Origin of the sequence: Achromobacter sp. SD115 (assembly GCF_017355315.1) — a bacterium.
Taxonomy (GTDB): domain Bacteria; phylum Pseudomonadota; class Gammaproteobacteria; order Burkholderiales; family Burkholderiaceae_B; genus Achromobacter; species Achromobacter xylosoxidans_B.
This window is the reverse complement of the sequence record NZ_JADIJM010000019.1, coordinates 104528-117211: the sequence shown is the minus strand read 5'-3', so window position 1 is coordinate 117211 and position 12684 is coordinate 104528. Positions and strand designations below refer to the sequence as shown.

The window sequence follows — 12684 nt, the reverse complement described above, 5'->3', positions numbered from 1 at the left end:
CCCATGAATGCCTCCGATCTTTACGCATTGGGCGAACGGTTCAACCAGAATCGCACCCTGTTGTGCTTCAACGGACCGATTTCCCGCAGCCTGATCGAGGAAATCGGCAACGCACTCAAGAACTACTTGAACGCGGAGCACGCGCGGCCGGCCGAGGCCATGGACGTTTTCTCGGTCTACATCGAGATGATCCAGAACATCCGCCAGTACGCCGCCCAGCATGGCGACGTGGATGCCTCGGCCACCGTGGTGATCGGCCGCCGCGATGAAAGCCGCTATGTGGTGTCGGCCGGCAACCTGGTCAAGTCCGAGGACGGCCAGTCGCTGGTCGCCCGCATCCAGGAACTGGCGGCGCTGGACAAGGCCGCCCTGAAGGCCGAGTACAAGACGCAGCTGCACAAGCCGCGCGCCCAGGGCGTCGCTTCGGGCGCGGGCCTGGGGCTGATCGACATCGCCCGCCGGGCAGGCGCGCCGCTGGAAGCCAGCCTCACGCCTGCGGCGGCGGCAGGGCAGGCGTTTTTCAGCCTGAGCGTCGTGATATGAACGCGCCTGCCCAAGAAATATATTTGGAGCAATTGATGAAAGATTTGAATATTCCGGGGACCCAGTCCACGCCCGCCATTACCGCCGACACTGCTGCCGGCGTGTTGGCGATGCGCGGCGACTCCTATCCCGAGAATTCCTTCGAGCTGTTCGGCCCCGTCATCGAATGGGTCGAAGCCTACTTGCTGAGCAGCGCCGCGCCCCTGAAGCTGGAGCTCGAGCTGCTGTACCTGAACACCAGCAGCATCAAGTCCGTCATGGACATCTTCGACCTGCTGGAGGCTGCTCACGGCAAGGGCCGCGAGGTCAGCGTGACCTGGTTCTATGACATGCGCAACGAGCGCGTCGGCGAGCTGGCCGAGGAATTCAAGGAAGACTGCACCTTTCCCTTTTCAGTCGTCGGCCGCCAATGAAATCCGACGCCGCCCAGCTGGATAAGCGCATCGCCGAATTGCTGGCGGACCCGGCCTATCAAGGCCATCCGTTGCACGAAGCGCTGGGCGCGCTCTGGCGGCATACGGCCGAGCAGATGGCGCGCATCGAGCGCGTAACCCAGCTGTCGGACGCCTACCAGAGCATGGCGCACGAACGCGAGCTGGGCCTGTGCGATCGTTTCGACCGGCAACTGCGCCGCCTGACCCGCATCGCGCGCATTTCGGACCACTATCAGAGCATGATGCGGGATCTGAATTCAGCGCTGCTGGAAACCTCCAACCGCGATGCCTTGACCGGGCTGTTGAACCGGCGGGCCTTGATGGAGATGATCAAGCAAGAGGTCCTGCGGGTCTCCCGCGGCGGTTCGACCTTTGTGGTGGCGATGTTGGACGTGGATCATTTCAAGTCGGTCAACGACCGCTATGGCCATGAAACTGGCGACCGCGCGTTGGTCGAACTGGCCGGCGCGCTGTGCAACAACCTGCGCGAATACGATCTGTGCGGCCGTTGGGGCGGCGAGGAATTCCTGGTGCTGCTGCCCAGCACCCAGCCCGAAGCCGCCCAGCGCGTCATGGACAGGCTGGTGGGCGCGGTGCGGGCCCTGGCAATCACGGTGGGGGATGGCGTCTTGGGATTGACGGTCAGCATAGGCATGGCATACCACCAATTGGGAGAAACCTTCTCTGAAACGCTCAGCCGCGCGGACCAGGCCTTGTACCTGGCCAAGCAGGACGGACGCGATCGCGTCGAACTCGGGTTTCCGAAGCGCTGAATGAAACCGGACCCGCTGTTATCCGGCATGGAGCCCCATATGCTTGATTCCTATCCAGGCGTCACCGACGAGCGTCCCCAAGGCGCCGCGTGGCACCCGGGAACTTACCTGGCGTCCATGGATCGGGCGCTGCTGCTGTTCGATTTCAACCCTGCCGGCTCTTTGCTGAACGCCAACGCGAACTTTCTCGCCTTGGTGGGCCATGCCCGCGAAGAGGCCCTGGGACTGCGCCACGACATGCTGTGCGACAGCATGGACGAGGGCAAGGGCATCGTCGGCGGCGAACAGGTGTGGGCCAGGCTGCTGGGCGGCAAGCACTTCACCGGCACTTGCCGCTACCGCAAGAGCGACGGCGGCTTCGTCTGGATCGAGGCTACCTACATGCCCATCGCCGACGAAGCCGGCGAAGTGGTCCGCATTTCCGTCATCTCCCGCAAGTCGATCGCGGACGCCGACCGCCAGGAAGAGATCCGCCTGCTGCTGCTGGGCATCAACGAAACCGGCAACGCCGTCGCGGTATCGGGCAAGGACGGCCGCATCGTCTACGTGAACGACGGCTTCCAGCGCATGCTGGGCTTTGCCCGCGGCGACGCCGTGAGCCAGGAACTGGGTGAATTGCTGGCCGGCGGGCGGCAGGACGGCGGCACGCGCGAAGAACTGGGCCGCCGCATCGCCTGCCGCGAGGGTTACCACAAGGACGTGCTGGTCTACGATCGCGCCGGCCGGCCGCTGTGGGTATCGGTCATGGCGAACTCCGTGTTCGACGAGCGCGGCGCGCTGGTCAACATCGTGGACGTGCTGACGGACATCACGCCCACCAAGGTGCACGAAGTGTTGCAGCGCCGCGTGCTGCAGGCCATGGTCAACGAGGCCTCGGTGGTCGAGGTCATGAACATGGTCTGCCGCGAGGTCGAGCGCCTGGCGCCCGAAGTGGCGGCCAGCGTGCTGCGGGTGGACGATGCCGGCCTGCTGCGACCGCTGGCCGCGCCCAGCCTGCCGCAAGCCTTTGCCGACGCCCTGGACGGCGTGGCCATCGGTCCGCAGGCGGGCGCCTGCGGCACCTCGGCCTTCCTGGGGCGGCCCGTGATCGTGCCGGACATCTCCACCGATCCGCTGTGGGACGATTACCGGCACCTGCCGCTGCCCGAGGACATAAAGGCCTGCTGGTCCTCGCCCATCAAATCCAGCGATGGCCGGGTGATAGGCACCTTCGGCTTCTATTTCCGCGAGCGGCGCCTGCCTGACGATTTCCACCACCGGCTGGTGGACGTGTGTGTCTATCTATGCGCGCTGGCGCTGGAACGCGAAGAGGCCCGCGCCCGCATCCGCCAACTGGCGTTCTACGACGAACTGACGGGCTTGCCCAACCGCAACCTGCTGCTGGCGCAGGCCGAACAGGCCATCGCCCGCGCGGAACCCGAGCGCAAGCGTGTTGCCGTCCTGTTCCTGGACCTGGACCGTTTCAAGCAGGTCAACGACACGCTGGGCCATCCCATCGGCGACGCGCTGCTGCGCGACGTGGCGCAGCGCCTGCGCCGCCTGGCGCGCGCGACCGACATCGTGGGCCGGTTGTCCGGCGACGAGTTCGTGATGTTGATGCCGGACTTCGAACATGGCCGCCTGACGGCCGCGGCCGAGCACGTGCTGGTGGCCCTAGCCCAGCCTTTCTCGGTGGGCGGCATCACCCTGAACCCTTCTGTCAGCATCGGCATCAGCGTGTTCCCGGAAAACGGCCGCGATATGGATACGCTGCTGCGTCACGCCGACATGGCGATGTACCAGGCCAAGACGGCGGGACGCAACCGCATTTCCTTCTTCAGCGCCGAGATGAACCGGCAGGCGCAAGAACGCCTGGCGCTGGAAGCCGCCTTGCGCGACGCGCTGGAGGCCAAGGCGCTGCGGCTGCACTATCAGCCGCAGGTAGGCCTGGAGAACGGCCATCTGTACGGCGTCGAGGCGTTGGCCCGCTGGCGCCATCCGACCTTGGGCGATATTTCGCCGGCGCGCTTCGTGCCGCTGGCCGAGGAATGCGGGCTGATCGGCGACCTGGGCGACTGGGCTGTGCGCGAAGCGTGTTCGCAGCTGGCGGTCTGGCGCGCCAAGGGCCTGCAGGTGCCCTCGGTGTCGGTGAACCTGTCGGCGACGAACTTCCACAACTTGAACCTGCCGCGGATGATCGAGGCGACGCTGACTGAATTCGGCTTGGCGGCCGCGGACCTGATGCTGGAGATCACCGAAGGCGTGGTGCTGGACGCAACCGCCGGCACCTTGCGGACCATCGCGGAGCTGCATCGCCTGGGCGTGCGCTTGTCGATGGACGATTTCGGCACCGGTTACTCCAGCCTGGGGCATTTGCGGCGGCTGATCGTGGACGAACTGAAGCTGGACCGCAGTTTTGTGCAGGGCCTGGAGAGCGACGACGCGGCGCGGGCGCTGACCAGCGCGGTGATTCGCATCGGCGAGAGCCTGAGCCTGCCGGTGGTGGCCGAGGGCGTCGAGAACGAGGAGCAGCGGCGGTTCCTGATCGAGCAGGGGTGTGCGGCGGGGCAGGGGTTTCTGTTTTCTCCGCCGTTGCCGGCGGCGGATCTCGAGGAGTGGCTGCGGGGCCGGCCTTAGTTTTCTTGCGGCGCGTCGCGGGTTTTCAAGAGGCCAGCCGTTTCGGCGGCCTCTTGGTGTTCATGCGGCGCCCAATGAACTAGTGATCGTCAGCAAACCGCAAACCGCATTCACGCCAGTGAACATCATAGGAATTCAATAAATCACGTATGTCATCGTCGGCCGCCCGCGCGGCCGACGATGACGGGCAGCCTAGGTAGAACTCGCAACCAAGCGCCAAAGACGCCAAGGCAGAAGACCTTACTCCTGCCCACCCACGGCAGGACTAATCTCCCCGATATACCGGCAATCCAGCTCCAGAGACAACTCATCCATCCCCAGGATATCGATCTCGACAGCGGTGCCTCGCTCCAGCTCAGGCATCCCCCCCACCCGAGTCACCAGCGGCGCATTCGCGAACCGCACAAGATCATCCCGCAGCACGTGCGCCACGGTACGGGTCACGTTGTGCTGCTTCAGCCAGCGCAGGCACCAGTAGCGCTCCATCGCGCTCTGGAACTCCGCCCAGGCCGCGTATTGCGCGTCGAAGGCGCCGATGATGGCGAACAGGTCCGCGTCGCGCGGCTTGAACGGGGCAACCAGGCGGGCGGACACGCCGTGCTCGACTGCCGCGATCAGTTGCCACTGGTTGACCAGGTCCACGTAGCGGCGCAGCGGCGAGGTGCTCCAGGCGTATTGCGGCACCCCGATGGCCTCGTGCGGCAGGGCCTGGGTGCTCATGCGCACGCGGCCTGCCTGTTGCGAGCGGTAGATGCCCGGCACGCCATGCTGGTGCAGCAGGCCGCCCCAGAGGTTGTTCGCCAGGATCATGTATTCCGCCACCATGCGGTCCAGCGGCGCGTTGCGCTGGCGCGGCACCAGGCGTACCGGCGTGTCGGGATCGTCGGGGTTGCCGTCCAGGTAGAAGCTGTACTCCACCCGGGAATTGTTCTCTGGCTTGCCGCGCACGTTCTCGCGCTGCGCCGACAGGGCCTGCGCCAGCTTCCACAGCGGACGCAGCCAATGGCCGTAGGGCAGGTCGGCCGACGGATCGGACAGGCTGGCTTCCGTGACCTGAGCGTCCAGCATGTTGTGGCGCAGGTTTTCGCGCACCACGATACGTTCCAGGCGGGTTTCCGATTCGATGACTTCGCCGGTCTCCGGGTCCGCCACGACGTACAAGGACAGCGCCGGTACTTCGCGGCCGGCGTCCAGCGAGAACGCCTGGATGATGCTGTCCGGTTGCATCGGGATCTTGTCGCCCGGCATGTAGACGGTAGACAGGCGCGCGCGCGCCAGCTTGTCGAAATCGCTGTCGCGAGTCACGGTGATGCCGGGTGCCGCCACGTGCACGCCGACGCGCAGGCGGCCGTCGGGCAGGGTGGAGACGGACAGCGCATCGTCGATTTCGGTGGTGGTGACGTCGTCCACGGAATAGATTTCGGCGTCCGACAGCGGCAGCTCGCGGTCGACGGGCGGCAGTTCCAGGTCCGGGAACGCCAATCCGCGCGGGAAATTCACCGCCAGGAAACGGCGCTTGTGCAGCGCCAGCGCGTGCGGCCAGGCGCCCAGTTCCAACAGCAGGCGGTCGGGGCTCTTGCCCAGCTTGGCGCAGGCGGCGTCCAGCGCCTTCCATTGCTGCGAATTCTTGTCGGGACGGATCAGGAGCGACTCCGCGGCCTGGGCGATGGGCTCGGGCAGGCGTCCCGCGGCCATTTCGTCCACCCATTCCTGCTGTTGCTCGGCCTGGCGCTGTTTCTTTTCGAGCGCGGCCAGGGCGGCGGCCAGGATGTCGGGCGGGGCGGGGCGGTAGCTCCCCTTGCCGCGGCGGTGGAAATAGGCCGGCGCGCCGTGCAGGCGCATCAAGAGGGCGGCCTGTTCCACGGGCGTGGGGGCGTGGCCGAAGTAGTCGGCGGCCAGGGCGGGAGAGTCGAATTCTTCCTGCGGCGCGCATTCCCACAGGAATTGCAGGTCCAGCGTTTCGGCAGTCGCGGCCGCCTGGCTCATCAGCGCGGCCGGTTCGGGCGCCGCGAAGGTGAACAAGGTGTTGGCGCGCTTGATCTTGCTGCGCTTGCCGGATTCCGATTCCACCTGCAGGCTGGCATCGGTCTCGGACAGGATATTGCCGGCCTTGAAGCTGCCGTCGTCTTCGTAAAACACATACATGGTGGGGATCGTCCTGGGCGGCGCGCACGCGCCGCCTTGCGCAGCTTTATAGAGGGTGTTGAAGTCTGATACTGATTATTGGGGGCGAACCTGCTTGTCGCCAAGGGCGAATTCAAGCACTTCGGGCATCCATTCCGCAAAATCGGACAAGCCGTGGTCGCTGCCTTGCACGATGCGCTGGCGGCAGCCCGCGTAGCGGTCGCGCATTTCGCGCCAATCCAGCACCTCGTCGCCAGTGGCCGCGACCAGGAAGTAGCGGTCGGGTTGGGTGATGCGCGGGGCGTGGACGGCGGCCAGTTCGTCCACGTACTCGGGCAGGAAGACGAACGGCGCGTCGGAATGATACATGCGGTGCTCGCCGACCTGGGTGGCGAGGTCGCGGGCGGCCTCGACCGCCGGATTCAGCAGCACCGCCTTGCAGCCCAGCTGTTCGGCCAGCCAGGTGGCATAGAAGCCGCCCAGCGAAGAGCCGATCACGGTCAGCTTGCGGGGCGAGTCCGTGCCCTCCAGTTGGCGCCGGGCGATGCCCATGGACAGAGCGATGGCTTCGCGCGGGCTGGCGGGCAGTTGCGGGCAGGCCCAGGCCGCCGACAGGCCGCGCGCGGCCATGGCGTCGGCCATCATCCGGGCCTTGAACGAGGTCGGCGAGGAACGGAAACCGTGCAGATAGAGAATCATGGCTCGCCTTTGCGGTGTCGTTGCCGGAATCAGGCGCGCGCCTGCAGGGCGTCCAGCAGCTTGCCGTGCACGCCGCCGAAACCGCCGTTGCTCATGACCAGAACCTGGTCGCCCGGGCGGGCGGCGCCCGCCACGGCGGCAACCAGCGCGCCGATGTCATCGTAGCTGGAAGCGCGGTCGCCCAGGGGCGCCAGCACTTCGGCCGGATTCCAGCCCAGCGCGTGTTTGCCGGAATGGGCGCCGAAGCAGAACACCAGGTCGGCGTCGGCCAGGGCCTCGGGCAGGCGGGCAGCCATGGTGCCCAGCTTCATCGTGTTGGAGCGCGGCTCCAGCACCGCCAGGATGCGGGCCGCGCCGACCTGGCGGCGCAGGCCTTCCAGGGTGGTGGCGATGGCCGTGGGGTGGTGCGCGAAGTCGTCGTAGACCTTGATGCCGTTGACCGTGCCGCGCAATTCCATGCGACGTTTCACGCCCGCAAAGCGGGTCAGGGCGTCGATGCCTTGCGCAGCCGGCACGCCTACGTGTTCGGCGGCTGCCAGCGCTGCCAGCGCGTTCATGCGGTTGTGCTCGCCGCTCAAGTTCCAGCGCACGGTGCCGGCGGTCACGCCGCCGCGCAGCACGCTGAACGCGCCTTCGGCGTCCGGCGCGGTCGCCTGCCAGGCGCCATCGGCGCCAAACGTGACGGTTTCAGACCAGCATCCGCGCGCAATCACGCGGTCCAGCGCGGCGCAGTGCGACGGGCGCACGATGCGGCCCGAGCCGGGTATGGTGCGCACCAGGTGGTGGAACTGGGTTTCGATCGAGGCGAGATCGGGGAAGATGTCGGCGTGATCGTATTCAAGATTATTCAGGATGGCGGTGCGCGGGCGGTAATGGACGAACTTCGAGCGCTTGTCGAAGAAAGCCGTGTCGTACTCGTCCGCCTCGATCACGAAGGGACGGCGCGATGGGTCGAAGCGCGCCGACACGTGCAGGTCCTGTGCCACGCCGCCGATCAAAAAGTTGGGCGCCATGCCCGCGGCTTCCAGCACCCAGGCCAGCATCGAGCTGGTGGTGGTCTTGCCGTGGGTGCCTGCCACCGCCAGCACGTGCTGGCCCGGCAGGATGTTGTCGCCCAGCCATTGCGGGCCGGACACGTAGCGCGCGCCGGACTCCAGGATGGCCTCCATCAGGGGATTGCCGCGGCTGACCACGTTGCCGATCACGTACAGATCGGGCTTGAGCGCCAGTTGTTCGGCACCGAAGCCTTCGATCAGCTCGATTCCTTGCTCGGACAGTTGCGTGCTCATGGGCGGGTACACGCCCGCGTCGCAACCGGTGACCTTGTGGCCGGCGGCGCGCGCGATCAGCGCCAGGCCGCCCATGAACGTACCGCAGATGCCAAGAATATGCAGGTGCATTGAAAACTCTCCTGTCCTGCATTGTATATATAGAGACGCGCCGGACTGCGGCGGGCGCGGCGCGAAACGGCGGCAGCGGTTATGATCGCGCCATGAATCGACGCCTACTTCTTTCCGCCGGCGTGGCCATAGCCGCCACGGTTGCAGGCGGCTATACCTTGATGGGCCGCAAGACCACGACGCCCTCGGCTCCAGCCGACGCCGGCGATCCCGTCGCCGGCCTGATGCAGATGCCGCTCCCCGACCTGAACGGGGCGTCCCATACCCTGGCAGGCTGGAAAGGCCAACCCATCGTGGTCAATTTCTGGGCTACCTGGTGCGCGCCATGCGTCCGAGAAATGCCCGAACTCGACGCCTTGCAGAAAAAATATCCGCATGTACGATTTGTCGGCATTGGTGTCGATTCGGCTGCGAATATGCAAAAATTTGTCGAGAAAGTACAGGTTTCCTACCCCCTGTGGGTGATAGGCGCAGGTGCCATCGATACCTTGCGCAAGCTGGGAAACCCCAGCGGAGGCCTGCCTTTTACTATTGTTTTCAACGCAGATGGCGGAATTAACCGGAAGATATTGGGTGAAATTCAGCCCGATGATCTGGATCGCACTTTATCTGGTTTAAAGGCGTAAGTCTGTTGGACAAATAGTAGGAATTGGCGTAAAAAGCTGGTTTATCGGCTGTTTTGCCAACAATTGGCAAACCACTCATTGGCAAGCGCATGGCGCAAAACATACTGGTATTGCATGGCCCGAACCTGAACCTGCTCGGCACCCGGGAACCTCACATCTACGGCAGCCTCACGCTGCAACAGATCAACGAGGGTCTTGAGCTGCTCGCAGGCGAACTGGGCGCCACGCTGACAGCGTGGCAAGGCAATCACGAAGGCGCGCTGGTTGACCGCATTCAGGCGGCCCGGCAAGACGGCACCGATTTCATCATCATCAACGCGGCGGCTTATACGCACACCAGCGTCGCAATTCGCGATGCGCTGGCTGGGGTCGCGATCCCATTTATTGAAGTACATTTGTCCAATCTGTATAAGCGAGAGCCCTTCAGGCATCACTCTTATCTGTCCGACTTGGCGGTAGGCCTTATCAGCGGCCTGGGCGCGGACGGCTACGAGGCGGCTCTGCGTTACGCAGTGCGGCACTGATCTCGCACCAAACCACAGCATTTACATCTTATACGGCGCGGACCCGACGCTGGGACGTCGCCGACACTATCTCGGGAAGCAGCTTCTATGGACCTCCGAAAACTCAAAACCCTGATCGACCTGGTGGCTGAATCGGGCATCGCCGAGCTGGAAATCACCGAAGGTGAAGGCAAGGTGAGGATCGTCAAGTTCTCGCAGACCTTGCAGCCGGTCGCCTACCACCACCCCGAAGCCGGCGTGCCGGCCGCGCCGGCGGCTCAGGCCGTGGCTCCGGCCGCACCCGCCGCGGAAGCCGCGCCGGTGATTCAGGGCCATGTCGTCAAGGCCCCCATGGTCGGCACGTTCTACCGCGCGCCGAACCCGGGTGCGGCGCCGTTCATCGACGTCGGCGCCACCGTCAAGGAAGGCGACCCGCTGTGCATCATTGAAGCCATGAAGCTGCTCAATGAGATAGAAGCCGACAAGTCCGGCGTCATCAAAGAAATCCTGGTCGAAAACGGCGAGCCCGTCGAGTACGGTCAACCCCTGTTCGTCATTGGCTGATAGCTGAAAATGTTCGAAAAAATCCTGATCGCCAATCGGGGCGAAATCGCCCTGCGCATTCAGCGCGCTTGCCGCGAGCTGGGCATCAAGACCGTGGTCGTGCACTCCGAGGCTGACCGCGAAGCCAAGTACGTGCGCCTGGCCGATGAATCTGTGTGCATCGGGCCCGCGCCGTCGCGTGAAAGCTACCTGAACATGCCGGCCATCATTTCGGCGGCCGAAGTCACGGATTCCGAGGCAATCCACCCGGGTTACGGGTTCTTGTCCGAAAATGCCGACTTTGCCGATCGCGTCGAAAAGAGCGGCTTCGTCTTCATCGGTCCGCGTCCGGACACCATCCGCCTGATGGGCGACAAGGTCAGCGCCAAGCGCGCCATGATCGAAGCCGGCGTGCCGGTGGTGCCGGGTTCGGAAGGCGCGTTGCCCGACGATCCGCAGGAAATCATCCGCATTGCGCGCGAAGTCGGCTATCCGGTCATCATCAAGGCGGCAGGCGGCGGCGGTGGCCGCGGCATGCGTGTGGTGTACACCGAGGCCGCGCTGCTGAACGCCGTCACCATGACGCGCTCGGAAGCGGGCGCCGCGTTCAACAATCCGGAAGTCTATATGGAGAAGTTCCTCGAGAACCCGCGCCATATCGAAATCCAGGTGCTGGCCGATGGCGGCCGCAACGCCGTCTGGCTGGGCGAGCGCGACTGCTCCATGCAGCGCCGCCACCAGAAAGTCATCGAAGAGGCGCCCGCGCCTGGCGTCGCGCGCCGGCTGATCGAGCGCATCGGCGACCGTTGCGCCGACGCCTGCCGCAAGATGGGCTACCGCGGCGCAGGCACGTTCGAGTTCCTGTATGAAAACGGCGAGTTCTATTTCATCGAAATGAACACCCGCATCCAGGTCGAACACCCGGTCACCGAACTGATCACCGGCATCGATCTGGTCCAGCAGCAGATCCTGATCGCCGCCGGCGAGAAGTTCACGCTGCGCCAGCGCGACATCGAATTCAAGGGCCACGCGATCGAATGCCGCATCAATGCGGAAGATCCCTTCCGCTTCGTGCCCAGCCCCGGCCGCATCACCAACTGGCACACGCCGGGCGGCCCGGGCGTGCGTATCGATTCGCATGCGTTCAACGGCTATTTCGTGCCGCCGAACTACGACTCGATGATCGCCAAGGTCATCACCTACGGCGACACGCGCGACCAGGCGCTGGCCCGCATGCGCACCGCGCTGTCGGAAATGGTGGTGGAAGGCATTTCCACCAACATCCCGCTGCACCGCGAAATGCTGCAGGACGCCCGCTTCATCGAAGGCGGCACCAGCATCCATTACCTGGAACACAAGTTGGCTCAGCGTCCCTGACCGCGATCCGGGGGCTTTCCGCTCCCGGGCCGCTCCTGTTTTGTTTTACGGTCAACGGGCCGCGGCGCAAGCCGCGGCCCGTTGACCAGATGGAAGAATCATCATGCGTGAACTCGTGCTCCATTGCCTGGAGGCGCAGGCCGAAGCCCTCTCGGACGCCCTGCTGGAAGCAGGCGTGCTGTCGGTATCCGTCGAAGATGCCGACCTGGGCACCGACGACGAGCGTCCCTTGTTCGGCGAACCGGGCACCGAGCCCGACGTGCAAGCCTGGGACCGCAACCGCGTCGTCGCGCTGCTGCCCGACGGGGCCGATCCCGCGCAGATCATGGAAGAGGCTGCCGCCGCCGGTGAACTGGACCCCGCCGTGTTCGAGGGCTGGAGCTTGCGCGACGTGCCCGACGCCGACTGGGTGCGCCTGACGCAGTCGCAGTTCGGCCCCATCCATATCGCCGAACGCCTGTGGATCGTACCCAGCTGGCACCGCGACAATCCCGACGTCCCGGCCTTCGAGCCGGACGCCGCCACCCAGGAAGGCGCGATCCACATCGAGCTGGATCCGGGCCTGGCATTCGGCACCGGCAGCCATCCCACGACTCATCTGTGCCTGGCCTGGCTGGAAGCCGAATTGCCGGCCGGCGCCACACTGCTGGACTACGGCTGCGGCTCGGGCATCTTGGCGATCGCCGCGCGCAAGCTGGGCGCGGGTCCGACCCAGGCGGTGGATATCGACGCCCAGGCGGTGCAGAGCACGATCTTCAACGCCGAGGTCAACCACGTCGACTTGCAAGCCATGCTGCCCGACGCGCTGGCCGAAGGTACCTTTGAAGTGGTGGTGGCCAACATCCTGTCCAATCCCCTGAAGGTGTTGGCGCCCATGCTGGCCGGACGCGTCGCCGCAGGCGGCCATCTGGTGCTGTCCGGCGTGCTGGAGCGGCAGGCCGAGGAAGTGGCCGCCGCCTACGCGCCCTGGATCGCGATGTCGGTCTGGCGCGCGCGCGACGGCTGGGTGTGCCTGCACGGCCAGAAGGCCTGAGCACCGCCTGCAG

At 65.3% G+C, this 12684-nt stretch carries 12 protein-coding genes; 9 read left to right on the top strand and 3 right to left on the bottom strand.

Annotated features, from left to right (window positions below):
- Positions 1–3: 3 nt before the first annotated feature.
- The 4 genes from siaB to IPU70_RS23975 are packed head-to-tail and all read left to right on the top strand — an operon-like array spanning position 4 to position 4366.
- Entirely contained in the window at positions 4–543 is a 540-nt protein-coding gene (siaB, locus tag IPU70_RS23990; RefSeq protein ID WP_207471075.1) for a biofilm regulation protein kinase SiaB, read from the top strand.
- Positions 544–578: 35 nt separating this feature from the next.
- Positions 579–956: a biofilm regulation phosphoprotein SiaC gene (siaC, locus tag IPU70_RS23985; protein ID WP_207471068.1), complete on the top strand. Its 378-nt coding sequence runs from the start codon at positions 579–581 to the stop codon at positions 954–956.
- The gene (gene siaD / locus IPU70_RS23980; protein ID WP_207471067.1) at positions 953–1750 is read left to right on the top strand and encodes a biofilm regulation diguanylate cyclase SiaD; all 798 of its coding nucleotides are present in this window, start codon (positions 953–955) and stop codon (positions 1748–1750) included. Before siaC ends, siaD begins: the two co-directional genes overlap by 4 nt.
- 39 nt (positions 1751–1789) lie before the next feature.
- Positions 1790–4366: an EAL domain-containing protein gene (locus IPU70_RS23975; protein WP_242702670.1), complete on the top strand. Its 2577-nt coding sequence runs from the start codon at positions 1790–1792 to the stop codon at positions 4364–4366.
- A 240-nt stretch (positions 4367–4606) separates the two neighbouring features.
- Here IPU70_RS23975 and IPU70_RS23970 read toward each other — a convergent pair whose 3' ends face one another.
- The 3 genes from IPU70_RS23970 to mpl all read right to left on the bottom strand — a co-directional run bounded on the left by IPU70_RS23970 (position 4607) and on the right by mpl (position 8589).
- Entirely contained in the window at positions 4607–6511 is a 1905-nt protein-coding gene (locus IPU70_RS23970; RefSeq protein ID WP_207471055.1) for a ribonuclease catalytic domain-containing protein, read from the bottom strand.
- Positions 6512–6586: 75 nt separating this feature from the next.
- Positions 6587–7189 carry a YqiA/YcfP family alpha/beta fold hydrolase gene (locus tag IPU70_RS23965; RefSeq protein WP_207471053.1) on the bottom strand — a complete coding sequence of 201 codons (603 nt, stop codon included), beginning with the start codon at positions 7187–7189 and terminating at the stop codon, positions 6587–6589.
- 29 nt (positions 7190–7218) lie between these two features.
- Positions 7219–8589, bottom strand: coding sequence for a UDP-N-acetylmuramate:L-alanyl-gamma-D-glutamyl-meso-diaminopimelate ligase (gene mpl, locus IPU70_RS23960; protein ID WP_207471050.1), 1371 nt, complete (start codon positions 8587–8589; stop codon positions 7219–7221).
- 92 nt (positions 8590–8681) lie between these two features.
- Between mpl and IPU70_RS23955 the strand changes: the two genes are divergently transcribed.
- The 5 genes from IPU70_RS23955 (at position 8682) to prmA (ending at position 12671) form a co-directional block, all read left to right on the top strand.
- Entirely contained in the window at positions 8682–9215 is a 534-nt protein-coding gene (locus IPU70_RS23955) for a TlpA disulfide reductase family protein (protein WP_207471147.1), read from the top strand.
- Between the two features lie 89 nt (positions 9216–9304).
- Positions 9305–9739 carry a type II 3-dehydroquinate dehydratase gene (gene aroQ / locus IPU70_RS23950; RefSeq protein ID WP_013391376.1) on the top strand — a complete coding sequence of 145 codons (435 nt, stop codon included), beginning with the start codon at positions 9305–9307 and terminating at the stop codon, positions 9737–9739.
- A gap of 87 nt (positions 9740–9826) precedes the next feature.
- Positions 9827–10282 (top strand): acetyl-CoA carboxylase biotin carboxyl carrier protein, encoded by a 456-nt coding sequence (accB, locus tag IPU70_RS23945; protein WP_013391377.1) that lies wholly within the window; start codon positions 9827–9829, stop codon positions 10280–10282.
- A 9-nt stretch (positions 10283–10291) separates the two neighbouring features.
- Positions 10292–11638, top strand: coding sequence for an acetyl-CoA carboxylase biotin carboxylase subunit (gene accC, locus IPU70_RS23940; protein ID WP_013391378.1), 1347 nt, complete (start codon positions 10292–10294; stop codon positions 11636–11638).
- Positions 11639–11741: 103 nt separating this feature from the next.
- Complete coding sequence (gene prmA, locus IPU70_RS23935; protein WP_207471042.1) at positions 11742–12671, top strand: 50S ribosomal protein L11 methyltransferase; 930 nt, start codon at positions 11742–11744, stop codon at positions 12669–12671.
- The last annotated feature ends 13 nt before the right edge of the window (positions 12672–12684 follow it).

Bases quoted from the DNA above. Each gene is read 5' to 3' on its own strand.
- siaB (WP_207471075.1), top strand. From the start codon at position 4: ATGAATGCCTCCGATCTTTACGCATTGGGCGAACGGTTCAACCAGAAT.
- siaC (WP_207471068.1), top strand. From the start codon at position 579: ATGAAAGATTTGAATATTCCGGGGACCCAGTCCACGCCCGCCATTACC.
- siaD (WP_207471067.1), top strand. From the start codon at position 953: ATGAAATCCGACGCCGCCCAGCTGGATAAGCGCATCGCCGAATTGCTG.
- IPU70_RS23975 (WP_242702670.1), top strand. From the start codon at position 1,790: ATGCTTGATTCCTATCCAGGCGTCACCGACGAGCGTCCCCAAGGCGCC.
- IPU70_RS23970 (WP_207471055.1), bottom strand. From the start codon at position 6,511: ATGTATGTGTTTTACGAAGACGACGGCAGCTTCAAGGCCGGCAATATC.
- IPU70_RS23965 (WP_207471053.1), bottom strand. From the start codon at position 7,189: ATGATTCTCTATCTGCACGGTTTCCGTTCCTCGCCGACCTCGTTCAAG.
- mpl (WP_207471050.1), bottom strand. From the start codon at position 8,589: ATGCACCTGCATATTCTTGGCATCTGCGGTACGTTCATGGGCGGCCTG.
- IPU70_RS23955 (WP_207471147.1), top strand. From the start codon at position 8,682: ATGAATCGACGCCTACTTCTTTCCGCCGGCGTGGCCATAGCCGCCACG.
- aroQ (WP_013391376.1), top strand. From the start codon at position 9,305: ATGGCGCAAAACATACTGGTATTGCATGGCCCGAACCTGAACCTGCTC.
- accB (WP_013391377.1), top strand. From the start codon at position 9,827: ATGGACCTCCGAAAACTCAAAACCCTGATCGACCTGGTGGCTGAATCG.
- accC (WP_013391378.1), top strand. From the start codon at position 10,292: ATGTTCGAAAAAATCCTGATCGCCAATCGGGGCGAAATCGCCCTGCGC.
- prmA (WP_207471042.1), top strand. From the start codon at position 11,742: ATGCGTGAACTCGTGCTCCATTGCCTGGAGGCGCAGGCCGAAGCCCTC.